The organism is Kitasatospora sp. NPDC001175 (assembly GCF_053598215.1).
Window position 1 is genome coordinate 16,784 of sequence record NZ_JBSFJU010000051.1, and the last position, 22,852, is coordinate 39,635.

Sequence of the window (22,852 nt, forward strand, 5' to 3'; positions counted from 1 at the left end):
CTCTCAGGCAGCCTTGTACTGCTTCAGCCAGTCCATCGATTCGCGGTGGCCACCGGCCGCTGAGTAGAACGCGAGTAGCAGCGCGTCCGCGTTGTCGGGGGACCGGCCGAGGCGCTTCTTCGTCTCGTCTTTGGGTTCGACGACGATCCGCCCGGAGGCGTCCGTCGTGTACTTCGGCGCGGTCAGCTGAGAGACGAGCCGCTCGCGGTCGTCCTGGTTGAGTCCGGACAGGTCCCAGCCGCGGTCCTCGGACAGTTGCCTGCCGATCTCCCACCAGATCTGGGAGCGGAGCCGGGCGAACCTGGCGGGCTGTGTCGAGGCTTCCGACACGTTGACGCCGAGGATGTCCGCGTCATGGTCGCCCGCCGCCTGCTTCTCGCGGAGCGAGCCGACGATGCCCCAGCCGATTCCGATCGAGTCGACCTTCACCGCGGTGGCTTTGGTGGTGCGGATCGCCCGGACGATCTCGGCGATGACCTTGACCGGGTCCTTCTCGCGGCTGCGCCACTCCCTGCCGACCTGCCGGCCGCAGCGTTCGCGGATGACGGTCTCGTCGCCGCCGGCGCCTAGGTCGACCCCGAGTTCCACCGGGGTGAGATCGCTGTCCTGAAGCGGAGTGCTTGGTGGCTGGGTGCAGGCGCGGATGGCGGACAGGCGGACGACTCCGTCCTCGGCGTCCGAGGGGAACAGGCCGAGGACTTTGGAGATGTAGGTGGGGGACTGCTCGCCGAACTCGACGCGCATGTCCTCCTCGTAGGCGTGTGAGACGAGCATCGGCCGCAGCTCGTCGGGTACGTCCTCGCCGGTGAAGTTCGGGGTGTCGAACGCGCTGATGCGGATGATGTTCCACCGGTCGGTGTTGGCGCACACCCGGGCGAACTGGGATCCGGGGTCGTCGGGGTTGCCGATCGCGAGGATCCGGCAGTGCTCGCCGGTGGCGATGGCGTTGGCGGCGGTCCAGAACTGCTTGTTGATCCCGCAGGCCTCGTCCAAGATCACGAGGACGTACTTGGCGTGGATGCCCTGGAAGGCGTGCGGGTTGTAGTCGGACGGCTTGCGGCCGAACGCGATCAGCCGCTTGCCGAGCTTCCAGTCCGTTTCGTTGATTCGGCCCGGCAGAGGGTTGCCGCGGGCCTGCGCGAGGGCGAACGCGGCGTTGATCTCCGACCACAGGATCGCTTTCACCTGGTCGCCGGTCGGCGCGGTGGTCACCACCCGGGCCTCGCCGGGCGGGTGGATGTCCAGCCACCAGGCCGTAAGCCGGGACGCTGTCCAGCTTTTCCCGACGCCGTGACAGGACTGGACCGCGGTCAGGCGGTGGTCGCGCACGGACTCCGCGATGGCCACCTGCTTGGACCACAGGTGTTCGCCGAGGCGGTCCCGTGCCCAGGCAGCCGGATCGTGGCGGTAATCCGCTGTGCGGGCGTCGAGTTCGGCGCGGTCGCGGATCCTACGGGCCGCGATGAGGAGAGGATCGGCGCGCAAGAACCCTCCCCCAGGTCAGAGGAGCATCCACGTCCAGGCCGGTGCGGCGGAGTAGGTGAGCGTGACGGTGCGGCCGGATGGGACGAGCACCGTACCCGAGGTGACGCCGGTGGTCTGCCCGTCCACGGCGATACCGGTGACGGTCCCGCCGGTGATGGTCACGGCGGCGTCCCGCCAGGCCGGCGAGCGCAGTGGCGTGCCTGAGGTGGGGATGGCGGGTGCGGTGTAGGCGCCGGGATGCCTGTCGATGTAAACGACCTTGGGGCACCCCGGCACCTCCCGGTCAGCTGGGGTCGGGTACGGCGGCGAGGTGACGGGCGGCGGTCATCCGCGCGGTGTGGGCGGCCGGCCCGGTGACGCCAGCGGAGGCGAGCGCGGCGTCGATCGCTTGCAGGACCTTCTCGGCTTGGCGTTCGGCGATCGCGGCGAGCCGTTCCTCAATATTCAGGCGCGCGATCGACGACAAGACCTTCTCCGCCCGGTCCATCGCCCGCTCATACAGCTGGACCTCGGCGCGCAACTGCTCGCCGCCAGCTACGCCTTCATAGCGGATCTCTGCACCAAGTTGGTTGACCAGGGCGGACGTTGCGGTTTGCCAGGCGAGTACCTGCCCGGCGAGCTGCATGAGGGCCGTGAGCGGGTCGTCGACGGGTGCGACGTCGAGTTCGGCGAGAATGGCTCGGGCTTCGCGATCAACCCGGATCCGGTCCTCTTTGACCCGCTGGGTGATGGTCTTTCCACCGTGGAGTTTGCATCTGCCCGTTCCGGGGTGGTTACTTCCCCAGCCGGCTGGTAGTCCGCAGTATTCAGCGGAGCCGTCTTGGCGGGTTTTGGCGCCGCAGATGGGCTTGTTGCCGCGCGCCATGTTGCCTCCGTCCGGTGCGGGTTGGCGGCTACTTGCTGGTGGCGTCCTTGACGTCGGCCGTTGCTTCGGCGGCGAGCTGCTCGGCGTCGGTCACGGCCTCGGCGATGACGGGCTTGGCATCGGCCGCCACCTGCTGCGCGTCGGCTTCGGCGTCGGTGGCGAGCTGCTGCTCGTCGCCGTGCAGCTTGGCGAGGGCGGCGCGGAACTTCGCGGCGAGCGCGTGGCCTTCGGCTTCCAGCTCGGTGATCAGGTTGTGGAACTCGTCAGCGATCTTCGACATGGGGTTCTCCAGGTGAGTCGGGGATGAACTCGGCTGTTCGGGGTGCGGTGAGTCGGTCGGTGCGCCGGGCCCGGCAGGTCGGGCCGAGGTGCCACCAGCGACGCTCGCCCAACACGGCAGGCTGCCCGCAACGGGAGCAGATGCCGGGGATCGGGTCCCACTCGTCGGGCTGGGTGAACGGGGCGTCGAGAGCGCGCCACCTGTCGTCGACGGTCACTGTCACCGCCTTCATGGTTGGCTCGGCAGGATTCGAACCTGCGACCTGCGCCTTATGAGGGCGCTGCTCTACCAACTGAGCTACGGGCCACTGGCGGCCTGGCGTTGCGCGCGCCAGCCAGGCCGTCACAGTCCTCGCGGATACTGCATCTCGCTCCAGCCCGGGAACACCCATGCTCGCGAGGAGACACGGGGAACCGGGTCGCATTCGAGACCGCTCCCCACCGTGGATTCGAACCACGACATCTCCGCGTTCAGAGCGCGGCGTGTTGCCAGTTACACCAGCGGGGACCAGCTGACCCGGCAGGACTCGAACCTGCGACACGCCGCTTTGGAGACGGCTGCTCTACCAACTGAGCTACGGACCAAAGTGCCTCGCGCCGTTGCCGGCTTTCCCGGTAGCGAACCGGAACTGGGCTTCGAGGCTTGCCCATGTGCGCTGCCGAGGGATCGAACCTCGCGTGCCCGAAGGCCAGGGCTTTACAGGCCCCGTTGCGCCCAGCGCTCAACGCGTGTGTCACACCGGGTGGTTGGAGCTGCTGCTCCTCGGTGCTGGTGTTGATAGTAGGAAGCGAGGGTGGTGGGTGGCGATTGATTTTCAGGTCCGCGACCCCGGCTGGGGCTCGCCGACGCCGGGGTCGCGAACGGGCCCGCCGCCCTCGGGGCGGGCCGTCCCTGCCGGGGCCTGGACGGTGGCCGCACCAGAGGGAGTCATGGGGATCACGCGGCCTGCCGCCGGCAGCGCACCGCGTATTCGGCCGCGAGGACTTCGGAGGCCCGGTACAGCGGGGTCCGGGCCGACTTGGCGTTCACCCGGACCAGGTAGCCGCGGTGCGCCCACGCGGCGATGACACCCTTCGACACGGGGGCGGCGCGGGAGGCTTCGCCCGGCGCCCAGAAGGTTTCGTCGAGTGGGCCGCTGATGGTCACCGGCTGCGGGAAGTCGACGACGGCCACCGCGCTGCTCACCCCCGGGCATGCGAAAACCCCGCCGCGGTGGGGCGACGGGGTTCGATTGCTTCACGACGAGGCTGCATGAGGGCATGCCTGTCTGCCGTTGAGATTACGGCATCCTTGGATCTTGCGCTAGTGCTCTGACCGCATACGTTCACCGGGTGAGGGCCGAGCTGGGCCGTGGGCTACGGTGATCGCTGTCTGTAGCGGCGGTGTTCGGGCTGGGGAGGTCGGCATGGCGGAGATTGAGGTTCCGGGGCCTGAGCCGGAGTGGGAGACAGCTCCGGAATACCAGGGCGGGAAGCGCAATCCCGCGTTCCAACAGAGCATGTGGGAGTTCGCCGCCAGCTCCTTCCAGCTGGTGGCGGGGTTGAAGCCGCCGCTGGAGGCACTTGCGGCGCGGTTGCGGCTGATTGTTGAGCGAGGGTGGGAAGACCTCGGGTACGTGGACGTCGCCATGTTCCGCATCGAGCAGGTGGACTTTGCCCTGAGCCAGCTTGAAGGAGCGGTTGTCCCGGATACCTTCGTCTGGGTGAGCCGCTCAGCGGAGGACGTGGACGCGGCGCTGGACATTCTGCTCCGCGCCCTCGGTATCGACCGCAAGGCGCTGGCGTTCCGGGGCAGCGTGGAAGCGGGCTTCGAGGAGTTCGATGGCTCGTCCGGGTGAGCGATCCTGGCCGAAGCGGCCGTTCACGCCGCTTCGGCCAGCGGCCTCCCGCCCCAGCGGATTCCTTTCTCGCTGCGGATGCGGGCGCGTTCGCGGCGTTGGGCGGCCAGGATGTCGGGGTGGCGGGCGTTGGTGTTGCGCCAGCGCAGGTAAGCGTGCAGTGCGCGGGTCTGGACCGTGTGGTTCGGGTGGTTCGAGTTCGCCAGCGTGAACTGCCGCAGCGGTCCGAAGTGGGCTTCGATCGGGTTCGCCCAGGAGGCGTTCGTCGGGGTGAAGCACAGGTGGACGTTGTTTTTGCGGGCCCAGCGGAGGACCTTCTTGCCGTTGTGGGCGGAGAGGTTGTCCAGGATCACGTAGACCGGGGCGCCGTCCGGGCGGGCGGCCCGGATCGACCTGAGCGCGGCCAGAGTGTTCGCAGTGCCCTTGCGGCGCCGGTTGACGCCCCACAGGGTGTCGTCACCGATCGAGTAGCAGCCGTGGAAGTACGTGACCCCGTGGGTGCGCGTGTAGGTCGCCGGGTGCCGGTCGGGTCGGCCCAGCAGCTGCCCGCGGTGGGGCGGATACCGAGCGGGCCGAACTCGTCGAACGCGAACGTGCGGTCGGGGAAGCGTTCCAGGACGTGCTCGATCCGGTCGAGCTTGGCGTCCCGTTCGGGATCGGTGGACTCCTTCCAGGTCTTGGTTCGCTGAAAGGTGACGCCTCGTCGGGTGAGCAGGCAGCGCAGGGCCTCGCGGCCGATGCGGATCACCCGGCCGTGGACCTTGCGCAGGTAGGCGAGCAGCTTGCGGATCGACCAGCGGGTGAAGGGCTGCCCGAGCTTGGCCGGGCGGGTGGTGGCCGTCTTGATGACGAAGTCCTCGTCGTCAGTGCTGAGCAGGCGGGGACGGCCTCCCGCCCACTGAGGGTCCAGGCAAGCCAGGCCGATCTCGTTGAACCGGTGAATCACATCCCGCACGGTGTCCTCGTCTGCCTGCACGAGCTGGGCGATCACCGGGACCCGGTTGCCGCCGGCCGAGGCCAGCAGCATCATCGCCCGCCGGTAGCGCACCGTGTTCGTGCTGCCTCGCCGCACGATCCGCTGTAACTGCTGGCCCTCTTGGTCCGTCAGTCTCCGGACCTTGACCGGTTCCGCCACCGTGCCTCCCCGCGCCGAATCGGATGTCCGCCCACATCCAATCGGCTCAGGCCCCGCCACTGCCAACCCGGTGAACGTATGCGGTCAGAGCACTAGTCAAGCGACTTGGCGAAGTTGTGTCCTGCTGGTCTCGGCAATCTCGCGGGCCCACGAGGCGTACTCGTCCTCGGTCAGGAGTGCCCCGCACGCCGGGTTGCGGCACTCGATGTAGTCCTCGCCGTCGGCGTAGAACAGGGACCGCCAGCCGCAGCGCTTGCACGGTGCGGTGCGCTGTTCGACGCGGGCGTCGCGGCGGGTGAACCGGAGGGCCATTGCGTGCCAGGTGCGGATCTGCGAGGCGGGGTTGGCGGAGTCGCGTTCGTGGATCTCGGCGGCGCAGGGGTGGTGTTCGAGTGCCCAGTGGAGGTGGGTGTCGAGGAAGGCGATGGTCGCGGTGATGGCGGTGCCTTCGCGTATGTCGACTGCCCGGGCGGGGAGTTGGCGAAGCTGCCGGATGTCGTCTTCGAGTTCGGCGAGGCCGCCGACGATGAGGTCGGTGAGGAGGCGGGAGGCTTGGCCGGGCCAGGGGGCGGTGCCAGCGGGGCGCATAGTGGTGACGTCGGCCGGTCGGGCGGTACCGTTCATCGCCTCCAGCCATATCGCGGCGAGGAGTTCGGGGAGTTCGGCCAGGCAGGTGCGGGTGCGGTGCTGGCATTCGTGGCAGTGGACGGGTTGGCCCCAGGTGGGTTGGTAGTCGCGGGGGAGGCCGGTGGTTTCGGCTTGCCGCCAGGCGCGGTTGCATCCGCCGGGGCACGGGGTGGGGCTGGTGGGCATGTTGGTCCTCCCGGGTGGCGCGGGGTGATCAATGCCCAGTGTGGCACTGGTGGTTGTAGTTCAACGTAATCGCGAAACGGCCCCACGCTCGCAGGGAGCGCGGGACCACCGAGACATCAAGGGTTCTGTCAGTGACTGGCTTGCTCAGTAAGCGCGGGCCGTTCGAGGCTCCGCTTGGCCACCTCCTCGATAATCCGCATCGCGGCTCGGAGATCGAGCAGAGACCGGAGATCGAGATCGGAGAGTGACCCGTTGCCGTCGGCCGTCATAATCCCCTCGGTGTCGATGCTGAGGTGTAGCTGGATGGTGTCGCCACCAATAGACGGCACTTCCAGCACCACGTCCGCCTGAAGTACGTGGACTTGCGGCCCCATCTCGGGATCTTTCTCACAGCTGCGCTCCACGGATTCCCAGAGGTCGTTGTCATCCTCATCGGAGCACTGGCTGAGCATCGCGCGGATTTCCGCGCCAGCCTGCATCGCGTCGTATTCAGCAGTCCGTAGATGATCAACCAGCCACCCCGATGGATCGGGAGTCGGCCACCCTCCCGTCTTTCCTAGATACCAGAAGGCTTGTGCTAGTCGCTTAGCCGCGAGCAGAGACGAGGTGGCAGCCCAGCCCGTGCGCCGCCATCTCTCGTTAAGTCCATCGTCCAGATCGCGGAGGTGTAGATATGTCTGATCTGACCACCAATCAGGTCTGATCTTGGACGCTGGATCGATGTGGCCCACTTTGTCCTCCTTTTGGAGGAGGAACGAAGAGCTGGGCATCGGGTAACTGTCCGATGGGCCATTCAGCCGACCCCTAGGGCAAAGGCTGGCTGGCTTCCTTCGCGGATCCGGCGTGTGTCGGCCCCGAGCTCGGGGGAGGTGCGGGGCCGGATCGCCTGTTCAGTGAGTCAGTCGTCGGGCGCGCCAGTCCAGTCGCCGTGGACGACGTCGTGGTGCAGGTCGCCGTCGTGGGGTGGCAGGTTGCAGATGACGACGATGGGATCGTCGTTGAGGGTGATGGTGCCGGTGGCGGTGCAGTTGGTCATGCGGTGCATCATCTCGTGGGGCTGATGCCGGTGGTGGTCAACGCGCGGAGAGCAATCGCGAGTTTTGGCCGCGCCACCAAGATTTGGCTCGGTGCCGTGTGGATCGGTTTACGGACGGCGGCTGTCTCTCGGCAGGCAAGTGAGGGCGGTCTTTCCTCAGTGTGGTGGACAGTGAATGCTCTGCCCAGACCGCAGAGCTTCGCCTGGGACGCGGAACACCATCGCGTCGTTGAACTCCTATGCAGCCTTGTGTACCCGGAGCCTGCGATGTGCGGAAAAGTGCCAGATGAGCTCGGCTGTAGCCGCTACCCAGCACAGCCCTGCCGCTGCCCAGCGCGGAAGGGAATCGGATTGGGAAGTGGGAGCGAGCACTGCCCCAAGGCCGGTGAACAGGAGCACAATCGCCAGGTCATACGTCTCGCGAGCGGCCCCAGACCAGCGCTGGTAGCGTCGTTCCTCTTCCTGGTCTGGCGCCAGGCTCGTATCGTCGAAATCCGGCCGGTACTGGCGGGTAAAGAATCCGGCTTCAATGCACGCGACAAACAACAGAATGGCCGCAGTGAGTGACAGGACGGTCCAGCCCGGCCATCGGAACTGTTCGGGCTTTGAAGCGATGAGGCCGATCAATGTGAGCGTAAACCCCCCGAGAAGCGGTGCGGCGGTACTTACGGCCGAGTCAAAGGCGGCTGCGGAGGCCTTACGGTAGGGGCAACCTGGATGATGGCCATTAGGCATTGCGCCATGGCATACGGGACAAGCGCCCTGGCTCGGTTCCACTGCCAGTTTCATGATCGCCTCACCCCGTTGCATATCCAGAGCTGACTGCAATCTAGCCGAGGGGTGAGACAGTACTTGGTAGCCACGCCTGTCTCAGTCTTACGGGAACACGAATAGGCGAGTGATCCCCTTGCGCAGTAGATTGGATCCCCATCTGAGGTAAATTTTCGGCACGTTGGATCGGGTCAGAACAGACGATGGAAGCCGGGCTGGTAACTGCCGTAGCGCCCGCCCCAAGAGGCAATCCGGGGCAGGCGAGTTGATCAGCGATCGACGGGGTGGCAGGTGCCTTCGTGATACCAGCCGCATCGGGGGCAGAGCCTGGCGCGTAGGGCGGCGATGAGCTGGAGCATCACTGGCCGGCCTCCAGCTGAATCCGGAGGATCTCTGCGGCGATGTCCTCGTGGGTGGCGCCGAGGTTGATGGCCTGGTCCATGAGGCGGACGGCGGTGTGCGGGTCGCTGCTGGGTTCGGGGGTGACGTGCTCGATGACGGCCTCGGCCGCGGCGTGGATGGCGTCTTCCTTGGTCACAGGGTGTTCCTTGATGCCGGTCACGGGTTGCTTCCTAGGAGGCTCGGCGGGTCGTTTGGTCGTGCCAGTGGACGATGGTCCGGCGGGGGTCGCCGTTGGGGTCGGGGGCGGTGGTGAACCCCTTCTGAAGCCCCTCTCCGAGGTGTTGTTGCTGTTGTTGGCCGTTCTGACCTGCGACAACAACGCCCACAGGAGGGGTAGGGGAGGGGGCGGGGAGCGGGGGCACGTGTCGCCCGTAGATGCCGGTGGAGACTCCCCGGTCGGGGACGCGGACCCCGTCGGTGATGGTGACCCCTGTGGCGGCGCACAGTGTCCGGACGTGGCTGGTGGCTTTCGGGTTACCGGTGAGGGCCTCAGCGATCTGGGCGAGGTGGAGCCGGCTATCGGGTTTGGGTAGGAGCTCGTGGAGGAGGTGGAGGAAGGCCGTGCCAGCGTCTTCCTGGGCGCCGCCCGAGGGGGCGTCGGGGGCTTCGCTAGCTTCCTCAGCGAGGGCCTTCGCGGGGCGACTGTGCATCAGTGCCGCGACGGCCCACAGCGCTACGGAACCGGTTGCGACGAGGGAGATGTACGGGCCGATGATTTTCCACACGGCTACAGCCCCGCATGCGGTGCAGAATGCCCCGCCCCAGCTGACAATCCCTGATTTTTTGACGAGCTCGATGAGCTTTGGTGCCTTGCGGGCACTCCATAGGCGGCTGCTGAGGGCGGCTGACCCGTGTCCGAGCGCCCGGATCGTGCTTCCTCCGCCACGCACGTACGGGGTCAGGTCCGGCATTCCGAAGGCCTTTGGCCGTTCCGATGTTTCGGCGCCGGACGGTTCCTGCGGTTTCTCCAGGCTGATGGCCATCAGTGAACCCCGAGGGTCTTACCGACGACACTGGTGACGAGAACTGGGGCGATTCCCCAGATCCCGCCGGCTTCGGCGAAAACGGTGGCGCCCGCGACCCCCAGAGCGGCCTTCTTCCCCTTCCCCCAGGCGGTGCCGTAGGCAAGGAGTGAAAGGACGACGGCGACAGCACCGAGCCCGACATTTCCGAACGGCCCGTCAGCTCCGGAAACACTCGCGACGACCGAGTCGGTGATGGTCTTGGGCGCGGTCCAGAACGATGCCGCGGAAGCGTAGAGGGTGCCGGCGACGAATCCGGTGATGGACGCGGCGTCGTCGGACAGCTTGATGCGGCCCTTGGATCGGCAGCCGAGGATCAGGTAGGTGGTGGCTCCGAGGGCGGCGCCTCCGGTTCCGAGGGAGCCGAGGATCTGTCCGGATTGGATGCTTACGTCGGCGAGCTGCTGCATGGTGATCAGATCCGTCCAGGTGCGTAGAGGCCAAGGGCAAGGAGGGCGGTGCCGAGGGGGATGCGGGCGATGGTGGCGAAGATGAGGCCCCAGCCGGTGATGTCGCGGACGCGGATCGCACCGCGGTCGGTGGTGCCGCCGCGCAGGAAGAAGTCCACGTAGAGGCCTGCGGCGACGAATCCGAGGCCGACTCCGACGGCCCAACGGGGGCTGGCGTGGCCGATGGTGTGGATCGTGGTGATGAGGAACGGGCCGAGGTAGAGCTGCCAGCCGATGCCTGCGGCGATGGCGGTGACGGCGATGGCCTTGAGTCGGCCGCGTTGCTTCTGGCTGAGGGTTCGCGGGCCGGTCTTGGGGGACGGTTCGCGGCGGAGGGTGAAGCGGCGGCGAGTTGGTGCTGCTGCAGGGGTGGCGTCGTCCTCCTCCGTCTCCTCTTCTTCGTTCTCGTCCTCGTCGGTCTCGGGATCCGAGTCGGGGTCGGGGGAGGCTGAGCGGCTGGGTGGCCGGCGCTTCAGGCGCTTGGCGAGCCGTACTTTGCGGGAACGGTCGCGCTTGGGGCGCTTCGTCAGCGGCTTCGGCTGTTCCTCCTCTGGCCGCTCCTCCTTCGGCTGCTCCTCTTCCGGGGCGGGGTCGGCATCCGGGTCGGGAACGGTGCGGACCGAGACGAGAACCGTGGGCGGCATGTCATCGAACGGGTCGTCGTCCTGCGGCGGCTCGGGCTGGCCGGGGACGACCTGGGTGGGCTCGATCGCGGTCTTGTGCAAGTCGGGAAGGAGATCGTCGGACATGGTCAGCTCCAGTTGATGAAGAGGCAGAGGATGGTGGCCCATACGACCGCTGCGACGGCCAGCCGTAGCTCGTGGCGGTGCTCTGCGGCGGCCCAGTACAGGTAGGTGAGTGCTGCCGCTGCGGGGAGAGCGAAGATGACCAGGCCCATGACGAACCTCAGCTCGCTACGCGGTTGAGTGTCCGGCGGACAGTGTCCCGATCAACGTCCGGCCCGTGGACTCGGCGGACATCTTCAAGAACGGTGTCCAGGTCGGCCTGTCCGCGTCGGGCGATGGTCTGCCGGACGGTGTCCGCGATGCTTCCGGACACGCCAGGCTGCTTCAGAGGCAGGACCTGTCCTGACCTGCTGTACGACGTGTCCGAGGCCTGTCCGGACACGAGGCGGACAGTGTCCGCGTCGGTGTCGATACCGATCCTGGCGAGCTGCTCGACGATGTCCTCAGGGCGCGCGTCAGGGGCGATGGCGAGTGCTGCCCGGACAGCGGAGCGGACAGTCGGGGACACGGTGTCCGGCTGTCCGGACGGCTTGTCCGGTCCTTGTCCGGGGGCGGTGTCCGGCCCGTAGGCGGCCTGGTAGTCGGCGAGTTGGCCGTCGGCGCGCATGAGCTCGCGTTCCACGGCGGCGAGGGCCAGGCGCGCCCCGGCGGCGGACATCTGCTGGTCGACCCACTGCTGGGCAAGGTTGTTGAGGGGGTTGGCGGACTGCCTGAGCGCGATGGTCCACATGCCCTTGGCGATGGCGGAGACCGCGGCGCCGACCAGGCCCACGCAGATGCCCTTCGGGCCGCCGGCGAGTACACCGTGGACGCACAGGGCTGCCATGGCGATGGCCAGGGCGGCGTGTCCCGCGATGCGGGGGAGGCGGGCTTTGGCTGGCTGGTAGCGGGCGAGCCACTCGGCGCCCATGCAGGTGATCCATCCGAGGTCGAAGACGCTGGAGGAGCCGTAGGCGATGGCGGGTTCGACGACGGAGCTGAGGAGGTCGCCGATGGACGCGGTGGACCAGGCGATGGAGCCGATGACGGAGAGGGCGCTGGAGGTGATGACGCCGCGTCGGATGATCTGGTCCCAGTCGCGCGGCGGGATGGGCACGTGGACGGTGTATTCCTCGTCGACCATTTCGGTGCGGCCGTTGGCGGTGTACGGCACGGTGCGGGTGCGGGTGGTTTCTCGGGTGCGCCGGAAGCTGGTCATGCGCTGTTGCCTTCTGTGGGTGGAGTTTGGGTACTGCCGGCCGCCGCAACAGTCGGGGGCTGGCGGTGCCGTACGGTGATCAATGCGCGTAGTGCCGCCTGAATCAGGCCGAAACGTCGGTGGGCTTGGGCTCGGCGCGGCACTTCTCGGAGTGCTGTTGGGCCCAGTCGCGGGCTTCGGTCTCGGTGAGTGTGCGGGCGTTCGCGGGGGTGCCGATTTCGGCGTTCGCGATGTTGATGAAGAGCCGCTTGGTGCCGCAGCCGGTGCATTCGGTGGTGGCGGGCTGCCAGGTCGCGTCGGGTTCGGTGGTGCGCTGGATGTCGACGGTGGCGTCGGCGATCGTGCGGTAGCGGGCGATGACGCCCACGGGCCAGGCGGTGCTGCTGCCACTGGGCTCATCGTGGTGGGTACGGGCCATGATTGGTTGTCCTGTCTGCTTCGCTGGGTGGTCAGGAGGCTCGGGGCGGCCGGCGGATCCGGCCAGAGATGGCGGCCGCCCTGGGGGCGTGGTCAGGTGCGGGCGATCAGGGGCCTGTGGACAGTCCAGACGGTCAGTTGCAGCTGACCCGAGAGCCTTCGACCTTGCCGCCGGGCTCCCAGGCCAGGGCGGCCTTCTCGGCGGCGGCGCGGACCTCCGACGCGGACATACCGGCCGGGCCGGGACCGTCGTGGTAGTAGGTGACCAGGTCACCGGCAGTGGTACGGACGTGGACCTCGGCGCAGTAGTACTGGGTGTTGGTCATCGGACGCACCCTTTCTGGCGTGATCATGACAGTGGATTGGTGGGGCGGGTCCGCATCCGATCGACCCGCCCCGGGGCTGGCCTGCTAGCAGCTGGCTACGTGTAGGAGGTCACTGAGCCGCACGGACACAGGGCTCGTCCACGGTGCGCTTGTTGAGATTGCTCTCCAACGAAGCCCGGGTCTCGGGACCGACGACACCGTCGACCTTGATCCCGGCGCAGGTCTGGTACCAGGTGACCGCGTCGGCGGTCAGCGGACCGAACTTCCCGTCGACCTTCAACTGGGACTCGGACAGCTCGGCGTTGAGCATCTCCTGCAGGTGGCTCACCTCGCCGCCAGACGAACCCTGCGTCAGCAGGTCGGAGCTGGCGTTGGCGGGAGCCGCGCCGGCCACGGCGATGACGCCGGCTAGGGCGATGGCGGCGACGGCCGCGCGGACGGTGGTGCTGTTGGGCTTGTTCATGCTGCTCTCCTTTGGACGGGCGGGAGTTGAGGGATGCGCCAGGCTGGAGAAGTGGGTCCTCGGCGAGGCATCTCCGGTGGGCGGTCGGGGGTGCCGCTGGCACCGCCCCGGCCCGGGTGGGTGATCAGACGTAGCTCTGCTTCGCGTAGGTGCCGCCGCGAGCGCTGTTGGTCGCCTCCACGAGCGCGAGGGTCGCGTGGACCTGGGCTTCGGCGAGGAGGTTGGCCCGGACAGGCTCGGTGCGGGCAGTGCTGAGGCGGCCGAGGATCGCTTCGGCCTCGCGGTAGTGCTCAGGGCCCGTCATGTGCTCTTCGTACATCAGGGTTCTCCCTTCGTGTGGTGGCCGGGGCGCTGTCGGCACCGCCCCGGAGGCTGAGTGGGCCTGCTGAAGATGCGGGGGCTGGCCTCGGTGCCGGTGCTGCTCATGGGTTGTCCCTTCGGTGGGTGGCCGGGGCGCTGTCGGCATCGCCCCGACTGGGGTCAGTTGGCGAGCCGCCACTCGTGGCCACAGTCCTGGCAGTCCAGGACCAAGACCCAGGGCCGGTAGCGCTCGGCGTCCTTGCGAATGTTGGTGCTGCCACAGTCGGGGCAGTCGTCGTAGTTCTCGTCCAGCTCGTCGAAGGCCTGGGGCATGTGCTGCTCCTAGGCGATGGTGGCGAGCTGGCGGGTGAGTTCGCGGTCCGCGGCGATGGCGTACTCGCTGGCGCAGTCCGCGCACAGGGGCCATCCGGACCGGTGGCTGATCTCGGAGGGGTGGAAGGTGTCCGGGCAGCCGGTGCACTCGATGTAGCTCTGCCCGAGCTCGCGCATTACGTCGGCGGTGAGCTGGCGCAGATCGTGCTGCGCAGGGGTGGAGGTGGGCATGGCGGTGCTCCTGTTCGTCGAACTGCGGTGTGCGGACGGGTAGATCAGGAACTCGTGAAGCAGGTGGCGCTGATCACCGGGCTCGAAGGGCTACGCGGCGATCACGGCGCTGTACGGGCCGAGGACTCTGCCGGCAGTTCGCCAGCTCACTCGGGCTTCTCGTCATCAAGCGGCTTACGAGGCCGCGGGATCTTCGGCAGCCACGGCCGGTTGTCCCAGTCGCTCACTTCTGCGGCGCTGGTGGGAGCTGGGGCTGCGGCTGGTCGGCGTGGTGGTCAGGCGGCAGGGTCGACATCAGGCGGCCGTGGGGCCGAACTCAGAGCTGGCGAGGTACTCCTCGACCACCGACCGCGGCACTCGGAATCCGGTCCGACGGACCTTGCCGTTACCGACGGCCTTGGCGCCGGGCAGTAGGCCGGCGCCGGCCTTCTTGTACACGGTCTGTGGGCTGCAGCCCATGACCTCTGCGGCTTCCTTGGCTGTGAGCCACTCGGCAACCGCAGAGGAAGTCGTTGTCGACATGGCTCCTCCTTGGTGTAGAGGCCGCCGGTCCTTCCCGGCAGCTTCGATGTATAGATAGTGGCATTAGTGTCTAGACAATGCAAGCTTTCTCTAGACTCTGAAGTCTGATCCAGCCATCCCGGGGGGCATGGGAAAGCCCCCGCCGGGATCAACCCGACGGGGGCTCAGATGGCAAACGTGCAGCTAGAACTCGTACGCGAGCAGGTATCGAGAAGCATCAAGGATCATCTCGGTCCGCTCAACAGGCAGGCCGGATGCATCCCATGCCACGCGGACGATATCCAGGACGCCCGCGTCCATCGGCAGCGCGAGCTTCTCTCGCTCAGTGGCCGTCGCCGCCCGAGAGCGCAACTCCTCGCGGTGGCGAACTGGCTCATGGCCGAGCTCCTTCAGGCGGGCCGGCGTCCCGCCGGGGCCACTGTCAATCTGCGTGATGCGGGAGCCTTCTACGAGGCCAGCGGGAAGGAACGACTCGGCGAATTGAACCGGAACCCCCTCGACGAAGAAGCGCCGATACCGCCGCCAGACAAGCGCGCCCGGCTCAAGCTCCAGAGAGCGGGCCACGCGCTCCGGGGCCGGCAGCTGCTCGATCTGGATGTCCCGAACCTCGTACGGGCGTCCGTCGAGCTCGATGTCCCAGATCGAGCGACCCGAAGTTCGCTGTTCGGCGGATAGGCGCTGAGGGCTGACGCGGGGGATGGGGCGCCACTTGACGGCGAAGATCCCGCCGTCGCGTCCTCGGCGGGTTTCGATCAGGCGGTCGGTGCGGAGCTGTGTCAATGCGGCGCGCATGGTCAGGCGGTTCACGCCGTAGTGGTCTGCGAGCTCTTGCTCGCTGCCGGCCAGGCGGCCTTCGTCCCCGACGTCGCCCTCTGCGATCCGTCGACGAAGGTCTTCGGTAATCGCTTCGCGGCCTTTCGGCTGCTGCGGCGGAGTAGACACGGGATCCTCCTGGTGGCGTTGACTCAGGCGCTAACGCTACCGACTGGATCATGCGGTGATCGCAGGGGGATGCGCTTCGTCTATACAGGATGCTCCATGTATGGACAGAACCGAAAGCGGTAGGCGCCCATGCGAGCGAACGCGGGGCTGCGGAAGCGGCCCGCTCAGCCGATGTGGGTGATCTGCAGGATGCGGACGTGTCGGGTGGCGTGCGTGATCATCAGGACCGCCATCACAGACTGGAGCGCCAGGGTGCGCATTACGCCGTCGTCCTCGCCGTACGGGGTAGTTGCGCCGAGCGGATCCTCGCAAACGTTGATCATCGCGTTTGTGAGTTCGGCGCTAGCCGAGGGCGGGAGGGCGTCCCAGGCATGCTGCAGAACCTCGTCGACACGGAGGATGTACGGCATGCCGTGAGCCTAGGGGCGCAGCCGGGCTCAGGTCCGTGAAACGGCCGAAATGGGGCCCGATCAGGCGGCGTCGCGCGCGCGGAGCTGCTCGGCCTTGGCGCGCAGGTCATCGACGGTGTATTCGATGAAGTCGCCCGGCAGCTCGCCGCCGGAGCCAGCATTGGCGTGCAACGCCTGGCCCCGGGCCACGGCTTCAAGAGTGCGCTCGGCGATCCCCTGCCACTTCGCGAAGACGTTCATCAGCTGGTAGGCCGGCGCCCTGTTGATTTCGCTGACGCACCGCTGCGCCAGGGTCGGGTTTCCGAGGGCGGCGCAGACCCGCTCGATCGTCCACGGCTCGACGGTGTCGCTCATCGGGTCCTCCCGGTCTGCGCTGAGGGGCAGTGTGACCAGCCGGGCCGTCGGCCCGGCGGTATGCGGTCGTTTGAAACGGTAGCGCAGCCGGAGGTCCCCGTGCCTGCCACATCGCAGGCTTGGTCCCGTTCCCGGCTGCGCCGAGGCCACCCGCTGGCCGCAGAGGTCAACCCAGGGCAGCGGCAGCCTCGTTGTATGCGGCCGCCTGGTCCGGGGTGAGGAACTTCGAGACGCGCACGACGACGTCACCATGCGGGTAGTCGTACTCCATGACCATTGGCATGTTCTTCACCACGGACTGGATGTAGTCCGCGCGGGCCTTCGCGTCGGCCGCGTTGGCGAACACCTCGATGCCGCCGCCGCGCTCGACGTCGTCCGGGTTGAGGCCGTCCACGTCGGAGGCTTTGATCCGGGTGTCCGTGAACATCACCTTGGACGTGTACTGGCCGGGCCTGCCGAGGAGGTGGTTGCGGTCGTTTTCGGCGGTCACAACGATGGGCTTCGCCGTGGTCGTCACGGTCTTGCTGATCGCGGCGAGGGCCTGGTCCGCAGTGACTGGGGTCTTCCGCGGGGCGGCTGGGGCCTGGCTCGCGGGTGCGTTGGCTGCGGTGCTGCTGGAGCTGCTGGTGGCGTTGGAGCAGCCGGCAAGGAGCAGCACAACCGCGGTGGTGGTGAGGGTTTTGCGCATGTCGGCCAGCGTGGCAGGTGAGGTTGGCGGGTGATGGTGAAGTGACCAACCCGTGACGTACAGCTACGCGGTGCGTTGGCCGTCTGTCTGAAGCGTCTGCGCCACGGCCCGCACGAGGTCCTCAAAGATGCCAAGCCGACCGGCAGGTACGCCGAGCTTCAGACCAAGCTGGCGTACGTCGAGGTCGGATACCGTCTCGGGCATCCCCTGCAGGTCTGCGGGGTCGATGGTTCCCGATTGGATGAACATCTCTCGCGGGGGCACCCCAAGGGTCTTGGCGAGGATCCGCTGAGTCTGGATATCGGGGCGCGAGTCTCCGGACAGGGCGCGCTGGATCTGGGACAGGGAGATCCCGGTGTCGGCGGCGAGCTTTGAGCGGCCTCCTGAGCGCGGGGAGCTGAGGTCGTAGCCGGCGGCGGTGACCAGCTCCGTGAGCCAGGCGGCGAAGGCGCTGTGGTCACTCATGACTGCTCCCCTTTCGGATCGTGTGCGCGAGCAAGTTACTTGTCAGGCTACGGCAAAAGCGGACCGCCTAAAGTCCGTCCTCGCCGGGACCGTTGACCCTCGGCCCGCCGCCGGTCGAGGTGGACTCCCGTGCGGCGGCCAACTCCCGTGTGGCGGCCAGCGTCTTCGGGTGCGCCTCGCCGAAGTGCTCCGACCACGCCGCGTGGTTGGCGATGAGTGTCTCCACCGCCTCGGCGCGGCTGCCTCGGGCGGCGAGCGCCGTGCCGAGGACCAACTCCGCCTCCAGGGTGCGATGGTGGGAGGGGGCGAGCAGAGAGCCGCACAGCTCGACGCTCTCCCGGAGCAGGGACACGGCCTCCATGGACCTGCCCAGGCCGATCAACGCGGTGCCCATGGGAATCCCCGCCGCGGGAAGGTAGCTCTGCCGCCCCGGCGGAGATTCCCTGAGGTCGGCCTGTGCCGTCGAGGCGGTCTCCAGCGCCTCCTGCCAGCGTCCTTGCCCGTTCAGGCACCGGGCCAGCCCCAGGCGGAGTACGGCGTGAAAGTGGCCGTCCAGTTCGGCGGGCGCCTGCGCGATCGCCTCGCGCGCCACCGCCTCGCCCTCCTCGAACCGGTCCAGGTGCGCCAGCGCGACCACCAGGCCGATGCCCGCGGCCAGCCTTGCCCTCGGCCGGTTGACACCCTTGGGACCGGCCAGCTCGGTCAGGGCCCGGCACTCGGCTTCCGCGGCCTCGTAACGCCCGAGGTAGATCAGGTGCTGGGCCCGGTCGGACCGTGCTTTGACGACCAACGGCTGCCCGGCACGGCCCATCTTGTACCAGGCCCTGGACAGCGCAGCGAACTCCTCAACGGCCTCCGCATGCCGGCCCTGGTTCCCCAGCGCGTGAGCGTGGGCACCGCGCGCGGAGAGATAGGTGAGGTCCGACGGCCGGTCGCCTCGCGCGGCCATGACCTTTGCGGCCTCCTCCTCGCTGTGCCGGTGGCGGCCTTGGGCGAGCAGTACCCGAGCGCGAGCCACGGCGGCCTTCCCGGTCACGTCGTGCGCTTCGCCCAGTGAGCGGCGGCATCCCTCCAGGCACTCGTCAGCCTCGGCGTCGGCCTCCTCCACACGGCCGAGTACCAGCAGCAGCATCGCGAGGTCCGACCGGGCCAGGAGCACGCCGGGATCGTCACCGCCCCGCAGTCGGGTACGGACGGCCACCACCTCCCGCAGCCCGGCTTCGGCCTCCTGCATCCGCCCTTGCACCTGAAGCCGCAGGGCCTCCTCGCGAAGCGCGCTCACCCGCTCGGCCTCCCGTCTGACGGCGCGGCGCTCCTGCCAACCGGTGATCAGGCCCATCTGCACTCCCCTGCACGTACAGCCCACTCGGGCTGCTGGTTCGTCCTGTCGGTTCGAACCGTCAATTCGAACTGCCGGAGATCGCCGAGAACAGGGCAGGTGAGCCCGGTTCCGCGGACCCGTACGTGACCGGCGGGACACCCTCCCACACTCGAACCGAATGCTCAAGATCGGGTTTGACTGTTTAGGTGCTGAGGAAGTGCTGGGCGCTGTGTTGGCTGGTGTTCGCCGACGGTGCTACCGCCGGCCAGCCGTAGTGCGGGATCTGCCGTCGTCCGGGACGCGGCTACGACCGAGGACGCGTACGGCGCCGCTGGCGCCTCTAACTGGCTCGCTCCAGAATTGTTACTTGCTAGTGCCCAAGTTAAGCCGTAGTCTTGAGGCACCAACCGCGAAGGGTGGACGGCCAACAGCCCTGCCCTCAAGTCAACTTAGGGGGAACGTCATGCCGCACTATCGGCTCTCGCGAGAGGCGGTTCGGGAAGCCGCCAAGGCGAAGGGTGACCACACCAACCGGCTCATCTCCGACCGCACCGGGCTCCACGAGGTGACTCTCTCGAACCTTCTCAGCGGCCGCCGCAGCCCGTCCCTGGACGCCGTCATGCGCGTCGCCAAAGCGTACGGCGTCACGGCGGACGCCCTGCTCGTCCAGGTCGCCTAGCTCGTAAACGACGAAGGGTCCAGCGAGAACGCCAGACCCTTCCCATCATTCGCCGCGCCCGCCTGGCCTAGGAAACCGGGGCGCTGACCAAAGACAGGAATCATCATGGCAGACGACTTCTCCGGAGAACAGTCCGCCCCGCGCTACGTCGCCGTGGCAGGCATCCTCCCGACCGACGCCGCCGTCCCTGTGCGCCTCATGCGTATCAAGGAGGGCGTCATCGCTGCGTACAACCCCGCAATCGAGACCCGTGACTCGGTGCAGAATCTGCTCGCCGAGCTGTACGGCGACCTGATCGACGTCACTCCGGCCGAGGTTCTGGCGGTGGCCGCATGAGCGCCACCCTCGCTGGCCCGACCGTTGGCCTGATCGCCGTGACGCTCCCTGCTGGCTCCGAGCCGCTGCGCCACGTGTGGCTCGATGAGTCCATGCTCATGGTCGGCTACGACCCGGCCCGGCTCACCCGCGACCTGGTGGCCCGGCTGGTCCGGGAGATCCGCGGCGCTGATGTCACGATCACGGACGGGGTGCCGGCATGAGTGCCTCCCGCATCGCACGACCGACGGAGAACGCCGCGATCGGTCGGTGGCGGCCCCGCCGCTTCGACGTCTTCGAGATCGCGCGTCTCCGTGAACAGGCTCGCCAGCGGCTCGACTTCGCGTTTGTCCGCGTGCTCGACCACCAGCTCGTCCGCGCGCTGAACCCGGGGGTGGGGGAGCGGTGAGCATCTTCCGGATCAGCGAGACCAGCCGTGGCGCCGCCGAGGCCACTGTCGAGAAGGCGCGCCAGGCTGAAGAGTTCGGCTACACGGACGTCGAGACGCACTATCACCCCGGCGAGAACGGTCAGCCCGGTACCCACTCGGTGACCGGTACGCCGCCGGCCGTGCCGGAAGCTCCACGGCGCGGCATCTCCGGCCGCTGAGCCGTCCTGGGCCGCCCCGCCGTGGGCGGCCCCTCGTTCTTTCATCCACTCTGCGCCCAGCTGGAGTTGACGTGTGCCTGCGTGCCCCTGATGCCGAGATGGCGGTGTCCTGATGGGGATCAAGCTGGTCGTCGAGGTGTTGGACTATGCGCCCGCGACGCTGACCCACCGGGAGAAGCTGCTCCTCGTTGTCCTCGCCGAGGATGCCCGAGACGGGAATCGGCGTACCTGGAACAGCATCGAAGATCCGAAGATCCTGCGCCGGGCCAAGGTGTCGCGGTCGCAGCTGTACGAGGTCGTCAAGGGCCTGATTGCCAAGGATGTCCTCAAGAAGGAGCAGTCGGGCCAGAAGAACGGGACCGCGAAGTACGTGATCCTGCCGCTCGCACCTCAGTGTCCCGAGAATCGGGACACTGACGCCTCTCAGCGTCCCGAAAACCCGGACACTGACACCGCCTCTCAGCGTCCCGAAAACCCGGACACTGACACCGATTCTCAGCGTCCCGAAAACCCGGACACTGACGAGTCTCAGTGTCCCGAAAACCGGGACGTCAGTGTCCCGGAATCCGGGACGCCTACTCCTCACTCCCCTCAGTTCTCTCTCCCCTCAAAGACCGCGGCCCCCGCCGAACCTCCCGCACCCACGCAAAGCGAGAGAGAGACGATCAATCCAGCCGCCTGGCCGATCCTTGACGCCTACGTCGCCGGGCTCGGACGCCCCGTCAGCCCCGCCACCCGCACCAAACTCCACCAGCAGGCGACCGAGTACCTTGCCGCTGGCTTCCCCGCCTGGTGGCTCCAGGACCGGGCCCGCGAACTCGCCGCCAAGGGCTGGACCGACCTCGCTCAGCATTGCGACAGGTCCACCGTCCCGACCACCCGCCAGACGACCGCCAGCAAAACCGACTGGTGCGGTCACTGCGACGACCCCAACCACCGCATGCACAAGGACCCCGCCCGGGACAACGAGCTCGTCCCGTGCCAGGACTGCCACCCCGCGGCTGTGGCCCGTCGCCGCCGACTCGAAGCAGGAGCAGCAGCATGACCGAGACCAACCCATTCCAGGGTGAACAGGACCGCGAGGAGCAGCCGCCGGCCGACGGCCTGAACTACCAGGCCCCGCACGACCTCGCTGCGGAGCAGGCCGTGCTCGGCGCGATGCTCCTCGACCGCACGGTCATCGACGACATCTGCCAGATCGTGAAGGGTAAGCACTACTACCGGCCCGCCCACGAGCTGATCCACGACGCGATCGTCGAGTTGCACGCTGGCGGTGAGATCGCCGATCCGATCACCGTCGCCAAGGTGCTGCTGAAGTCCGGCGAGCTCGCACGGGCGGGTGGTGCGTCCTACCTGCACACTCTGGCCAACTCGGTGCCGACGGCGGCCAACGGCGAGTACTACGCCGAGATCGTCCGTGAGCGGTACGTGGCACGGGACTTCGCTACCGCGACGATGCGAGCCACCCGTGACCTGCTGTCCGGTGAGGGCGACCCACAGGAGATCATCGCCGCGATTCAGGCACAGATCGCGACGGCCGAGGAGGAGCGGTCCGAGGACGGGCTGCACCTGATCTCCGAGTCGATGGAGGGCACACTCGACCTCCTGGAGGACATCACCCGGAACAAGGGCAAGATCACCGGCTTGCCGACCGGGTTCGCCGACCTGGACGCGCTCACGCAGGGATGGCACGGTGGCCAGTTCATCATCGTCGCTGCACGGCCGGCGATGGGGAAATCCACGATCGCCAACGACTTCCTGCGGGCGTGCTCGATTCAGCACGGTCTTCCGTCGGTGATCTTCTCGCTGGAGATGAGCCGCAACGAGATCAACATGCGGGTGCTGTCCGCTGAGGCCCGCGTCGGCCTGCACCACATGCGGGCGGGCACCCTTGCCGACGACGACTGGACTCGTATCGCGCGCCGGATGCCCGACGTGACCGCGGCGCCGCTGTATATCGACGACTCGCCGAACCTGGACCTCGCGCAGATCCGGGCCAAGTCCCGGGGGCTGAAGGAGAAGCGGGGTCTGCGGCTGATCGTCATCGACTACCTGCAGCTCCTGGGATCCGGCACGAACCGGCGTTTCGAGTCCCGGCAGGTCGAGGTGTCGTACATCTCCCGGAACTTGAAGCTGCTGGCCAAGGAGCTCGATGTGCCGATCATCGCGCTGGCGCAGCTCAACCGCGGGCCGGAGCAGCGGACCGAGAAGAAGCCGATGGTCTCGGACCTCCGCGAGTCCGGATCGCTGGAGCAGGACGCGGACCTGGTGATCCTGCTTCATCGCGAGGACGCGTACGAGAAGGAGTCCCCGCGGGCGGGTGAGGCGGACGTCATCGTCGGCAAACACCGCAACGGGGCGACCGCGACGATCACCGTGGCCTTCCAGGGGCACTATTCCCGCTTTGTCGACATGACCCGTGACGTCAACTGACAGGA

At 67.7% G+C, this 22,852-nt stretch carries 37 protein-coding genes, 3 tRNA genes and 1 pseudogene; 8 read left to right on the forward strand and 33 right to left on the reverse strand.

The window, feature by feature from the left end; all coding sequences use genetic code 11:
• Positions 1 to 3 precede the first annotated feature (3 nt).
• The 9 genes from ACWDAK_RS28965 to ACWDAK_RS29005 all read right to left on the reverse strand — a co-directional run bounded on the left by ACWDAK_RS28965 (position 4) and on the right by ACWDAK_RS29005 (position 3,815).
• Positions 4 to 1,485: a hypothetical protein gene (locus tag ACWDAK_RS28965; RefSeq protein ID WP_427395233.1), complete on the reverse strand. Its 1,482-nt coding sequence runs from the start codon at positions 1,483 to 1,485 to the stop codon at positions 4 to 6.
• A 15-nt stretch (positions 1,486 to 1,500) separates the two neighbouring features.
• Entirely contained in the window at positions 1,501 to 1,647 is a 147-nt protein-coding gene (locus ACWDAK_RS28970) for a hypothetical protein (RefSeq protein WP_427395234.1), read from the reverse strand.
• Positions 1,648 to 1,768: 121 nt separating this feature from the next.
• A complete protein-coding gene (locus tag ACWDAK_RS28975) occupies positions 1,769 to 2,350 on the reverse strand; it encodes a hypothetical protein (RefSeq protein ID WP_427395235.1) in 582 nt (193 codons plus the stop codon).
• 28 nt (positions 2,351 to 2,378) lie between these two features.
• Positions 2,379 to 2,630: a hypothetical protein gene (locus ACWDAK_RS28980; RefSeq protein WP_427395236.1), complete on the reverse strand. Its 252-nt coding sequence runs from the start codon at positions 2,628 to 2,630 to the stop codon at positions 2,379 to 2,381.
• On the reverse strand, positions 2,614 to 2,853 hold the full coding sequence (locus ACWDAK_RS28985; RefSeq protein WP_427395237.1) for a hypothetical protein: 240 nt from the start codon (positions 2,851 to 2,853) through the stop codon (positions 2,614 to 2,616). The genes ACWDAK_RS28980 and ACWDAK_RS28985 overlap by 17 nt, the downstream gene beginning before the upstream one ends.
• 8 nt (positions 2,854 to 2,861) lie before the next feature.
• Positions 2,862 to 2,937: transfer RNA gene (locus ACWDAK_RS28990), tRNA-Met, on the reverse strand.
• A 126-nt stretch (positions 2,938 to 3,063) separates the two neighbouring features.
• A tRNA-Gln gene (locus ACWDAK_RS28995) sits at positions 3,064 to 3,137 on the reverse strand.
• 4 nt (positions 3,138 to 3,141) lie between these two features.
• Positions 3,142 to 3,214: transfer RNA gene (locus ACWDAK_RS29000), tRNA-Trp, on the reverse strand.
• A gap of 352 nt (positions 3,215 to 3,566) precedes the next feature.
• Positions 3,567 to 3,815, reverse strand: a complete 249-nt coding sequence (locus ACWDAK_RS29005) for a hypothetical protein (protein ID WP_427395238.1) — start codon at positions 3,813 to 3,815, stop codon at positions 3,567 to 3,569.
• Positions 3,816 to 4,035: 220 nt separating this feature from the next.
• On the opposite strand from ACWDAK_RS29005, the gene ACWDAK_RS29010 reads away from it, so the two are divergent.
• Entirely contained in the window at positions 4,036 to 4,467 is a 432-nt protein-coding gene (locus ACWDAK_RS29010) for a hypothetical protein (RefSeq protein ID WP_427395239.1), read from the forward strand.
• A 23-nt stretch (positions 4,468 to 4,490) separates the two neighbouring features.
• Here ACWDAK_RS29010 and ACWDAK_RS29015 read toward each other — a convergent pair.
• The 24 genes and pseudogenes from ACWDAK_RS29015 to ACWDAK_RS29130 all read right to left on the reverse strand — a co-directional run bounded on the left by ACWDAK_RS29015 (position 4,491) and on the right by ACWDAK_RS29130 (position 18,829).
• A pseudogene (locus ACWDAK_RS29015) lies at positions 4,491 to 5,602 on the reverse strand (IS630 family transposase).
• Between the two features lie 96 nt (positions 5,603 to 5,698).
• Positions 5,699 to 6,415 carry a hypothetical protein gene (locus ACWDAK_RS29020; protein WP_427395240.1) on the reverse strand — a complete coding sequence of 239 codons (717 nt, stop codon included), beginning with the start codon at positions 6,413 to 6,415 and terminating at the stop codon, positions 5,699 to 5,701.
• A 128-nt stretch (positions 6,416 to 6,543) separates the two neighbouring features.
• A complete protein-coding gene (locus ACWDAK_RS29025) occupies positions 6,544 to 7,185 on the reverse strand; it encodes a hypothetical protein (protein WP_427395241.1) in 642 nt (213 codons plus the stop codon).
• A gap of 128 nt (positions 7,186 to 7,313) precedes the next feature.
• Positions 7,314 to 7,451, reverse strand: a complete 138-nt coding sequence (locus ACWDAK_RS29030) for a hypothetical protein (RefSeq protein ID WP_427395242.1) — start codon at positions 7,449 to 7,451, stop codon at positions 7,314 to 7,316.
• A gap of 237 nt (positions 7,452 to 7,688) precedes the next feature.
• A complete protein-coding gene (locus tag ACWDAK_RS29035; RefSeq protein WP_427395243.1) occupies positions 7,689 to 8,078 on the reverse strand; it encodes a hypothetical protein in 390 nt (129 codons plus the stop codon).
• A 502-nt stretch (positions 8,079 to 8,580) separates the two neighbouring features.
• A complete protein-coding gene (locus ACWDAK_RS29040) occupies positions 8,581 to 8,760 on the reverse strand; it encodes a hypothetical protein (RefSeq protein WP_427395244.1) in 180 nt (59 codons plus the stop codon).
• 34 nt (positions 8,761 to 8,794) lie between these two features.
• A complete protein-coding gene (locus ACWDAK_RS29045) occupies positions 8,795 to 9,607 on the reverse strand; it encodes a hypothetical protein (RefSeq protein ID WP_427395245.1) in 813 nt (270 codons plus the stop codon).
• Positions 9,607 to 10,056 carry a hypothetical protein gene (locus ACWDAK_RS29050; protein WP_427395246.1) on the reverse strand — a complete coding sequence of 150 codons (450 nt, stop codon included), beginning with the start codon at positions 10,054 to 10,056 and terminating at the stop codon, positions 9,607 to 9,609. The genes ACWDAK_RS29045 and ACWDAK_RS29050 overlap by 1 nt, the downstream gene beginning before the upstream one ends.
• A 5-nt stretch (positions 10,057 to 10,061) precedes the next feature.
• Positions 10,062 to 10,844, reverse strand: a complete 783-nt coding sequence (locus tag ACWDAK_RS29055) for a hypothetical protein (protein WP_427395247.1) — start codon at positions 10,842 to 10,844, stop codon at positions 10,062 to 10,064.
• 2 nt (positions 10,845 to 10,846) lie between these two features.
• Positions 10,847 to 10,993, reverse strand: coding sequence for a hypothetical protein (locus tag ACWDAK_RS29060; protein ID WP_427395248.1), 147 nt, complete (start codon positions 10,991 to 10,993; stop codon positions 10,847 to 10,849).
• 8 nt (positions 10,994 to 11,001) lie between these two features.
• Complete coding sequence (locus ACWDAK_RS29065) at positions 11,002 to 12,039, reverse strand: protein transporter Sec31 (RefSeq protein WP_427395249.1); 1,038 nt, start codon at positions 12,037 to 12,039, stop codon at positions 11,002 to 11,004.
• Positions 12,040 to 12,142: 103 nt separating this feature from the next.
• Positions 12,143 to 12,457 carry a hypothetical protein gene (locus ACWDAK_RS29070; protein ID WP_427395250.1) on the reverse strand — a complete coding sequence of 105 codons (315 nt, stop codon included), beginning with the start codon at positions 12,455 to 12,457 and terminating at the stop codon, positions 12,143 to 12,145.
• A 133-nt stretch (positions 12,458 to 12,590) separates the two neighbouring features.
• Positions 12,591 to 12,782 (reverse strand): hypothetical protein, encoded by a 192-nt coding sequence (locus ACWDAK_RS29075; RefSeq protein WP_427395251.1) that lies wholly within the window; start codon positions 12,780 to 12,782, stop codon positions 12,591 to 12,593.
• Between the two features lie 109 nt (positions 12,783 to 12,891).
• Positions 12,892 to 13,245, reverse strand: a complete 354-nt coding sequence (locus ACWDAK_RS29080; protein WP_427395252.1) for a peptidoglycan-binding domain-containing protein — start codon at positions 13,243 to 13,245, stop codon at positions 12,892 to 12,894.
• A gap of 124 nt (positions 13,246 to 13,369) precedes the next feature.
• A complete protein-coding gene (locus ACWDAK_RS29085; protein WP_427395253.1) occupies positions 13,370 to 13,564 on the reverse strand; it encodes a hypothetical protein in 195 nt (64 codons plus the stop codon).
• Positions 13,565 to 13,725: 161 nt separating this feature from the next.
• The gene (locus ACWDAK_RS29090; protein ID WP_427395254.1) at positions 13,726 to 13,878 is read right to left on the reverse strand and encodes a hypothetical protein; all 153 of its coding nucleotides are present in this window, start codon (positions 13,876 to 13,878) and stop codon (positions 13,726 to 13,728) included.
• Positions 13,879 to 13,887: 9 nt separating this feature from the next.
• The gene (locus tag ACWDAK_RS29095; protein WP_427395255.1) at positions 13,888 to 14,109 is read right to left on the reverse strand and encodes a hypothetical protein; all 222 of its coding nucleotides are present in this window, start codon (positions 14,107 to 14,109) and stop codon (positions 13,888 to 13,890) included.
• A 294-nt stretch (positions 14,110 to 14,403) separates the two neighbouring features.
• On the reverse strand, positions 14,404 to 14,631 hold the full coding sequence (locus tag ACWDAK_RS29100) for a helix-turn-helix domain-containing protein (protein WP_427395256.1): 228 nt from the start codon (positions 14,629 to 14,631) through the stop codon (positions 14,404 to 14,406).
• Between the two features lie 183 nt (positions 14,632 to 14,814).
• Positions 14,815 to 15,573 carry a GntR family transcriptional regulator gene (locus tag ACWDAK_RS29105; protein WP_427395257.1) on the reverse strand — a complete coding sequence of 253 codons (759 nt, stop codon included), beginning with the start codon at positions 15,571 to 15,573 and terminating at the stop codon, positions 14,815 to 14,817.
• Between the two features lie 164 nt (positions 15,574 to 15,737).
• Positions 15,738 to 15,983, reverse strand: coding sequence for a hypothetical protein (locus ACWDAK_RS29110; RefSeq protein WP_427395258.1), 246 nt, complete (start codon positions 15,981 to 15,983; stop codon positions 15,738 to 15,740).
• A gap of 60 nt (positions 15,984 to 16,043) precedes the next feature.
• On the reverse strand, positions 16,044 to 16,337 hold the full coding sequence (locus tag ACWDAK_RS29115; RefSeq protein WP_427395259.1) for a hypothetical protein: 294 nt from the start codon (positions 16,335 to 16,337) through the stop codon (positions 16,044 to 16,046).
• A gap of 166 nt (positions 16,338 to 16,503) precedes the next feature.
• Positions 16,504 to 17,025, reverse strand: coding sequence for a hypothetical protein (locus tag ACWDAK_RS29120; RefSeq protein ID WP_427395260.1), 522 nt, complete (start codon positions 17,023 to 17,025; stop codon positions 16,504 to 16,506).
• Positions 17,026 to 17,088: 63 nt separating this feature from the next.
• Entirely contained in the window at positions 17,089 to 17,490 is a 402-nt protein-coding gene (locus ACWDAK_RS29125) for a helix-turn-helix domain-containing protein (RefSeq protein ID WP_427395261.1), read from the reverse strand.
• A gap of 67 nt (positions 17,491 to 17,557) precedes the next feature.
• Complete coding sequence (locus ACWDAK_RS29130) at positions 17,558 to 18,829, reverse strand: tetratricopeptide repeat protein (protein WP_427395262.1); 1,272 nt, start codon at positions 18,827 to 18,829, stop codon at positions 17,558 to 17,560.
• Positions 18,830 to 19,274: 445 nt separating this feature from the next.
• Here ACWDAK_RS29130 and ACWDAK_RS29135 point away from each other — a divergent pair, with 445 nt between their 5' ends.
• The 7 genes from ACWDAK_RS29135 to dnaB all read left to right on the forward strand — a co-directional run bounded on the left by ACWDAK_RS29135 (position 19,275) and on the right by dnaB (position 22,847).
• Positions 19,275 to 19,490, forward strand: coding sequence for a helix-turn-helix domain-containing protein (locus ACWDAK_RS29135; RefSeq protein WP_427395263.1), 216 nt, complete (start codon positions 19,275 to 19,277; stop codon positions 19,488 to 19,490).
• A 105-nt stretch (positions 19,491 to 19,595) separates the two neighbouring features.
• Entirely contained in the window at positions 19,596 to 19,826 is a 231-nt protein-coding gene (locus ACWDAK_RS29140; protein ID WP_427395264.1) for a hypothetical protein, read from the forward strand.
• Complete coding sequence (locus ACWDAK_RS29145) at positions 19,823 to 20,029, forward strand: hypothetical protein (protein ID WP_427395265.1); 207 nt, start codon at positions 19,823 to 19,825, stop codon at positions 20,027 to 20,029. Before ACWDAK_RS29140 ends, ACWDAK_RS29145 begins: the two co-directional genes overlap by 4 nt.
• Positions 20,026 to 20,214 (forward strand): hypothetical protein, encoded by a 189-nt coding sequence (locus tag ACWDAK_RS29150; protein WP_427395266.1) that lies wholly within the window; start codon positions 20,026 to 20,028, stop codon positions 20,212 to 20,214. The genes ACWDAK_RS29145 and ACWDAK_RS29150 overlap by 4 nt, the downstream gene beginning before the upstream one ends.
• Positions 20,211 to 20,414 carry a hypothetical protein gene (locus ACWDAK_RS29155; protein WP_427395267.1) on the forward strand — a complete coding sequence of 68 codons (204 nt, stop codon included), beginning with the start codon at positions 20,211 to 20,213 and terminating at the stop codon, positions 20,412 to 20,414. Before ACWDAK_RS29150 ends, ACWDAK_RS29155 begins: the two co-directional genes overlap by 4 nt.
• Positions 20,415 to 20,526: 112 nt before the next feature.
• Entirely contained in the window at positions 20,527 to 21,459 is a 933-nt protein-coding gene (locus ACWDAK_RS29160) for a hypothetical protein (protein WP_427395268.1), read from the forward strand.
• A complete protein-coding gene (gene dnaB / locus ACWDAK_RS29165) occupies positions 21,456 to 22,847 on the forward strand; it encodes a replicative DNA helicase (RefSeq protein ID WP_427395269.1) in 1,392 nt (463 codons plus the stop codon). Before ACWDAK_RS29160 ends, dnaB begins: the two co-directional genes overlap by 4 nt.
• Positions 22,848 to 22,852: the final 5 nt, after the last annotated feature.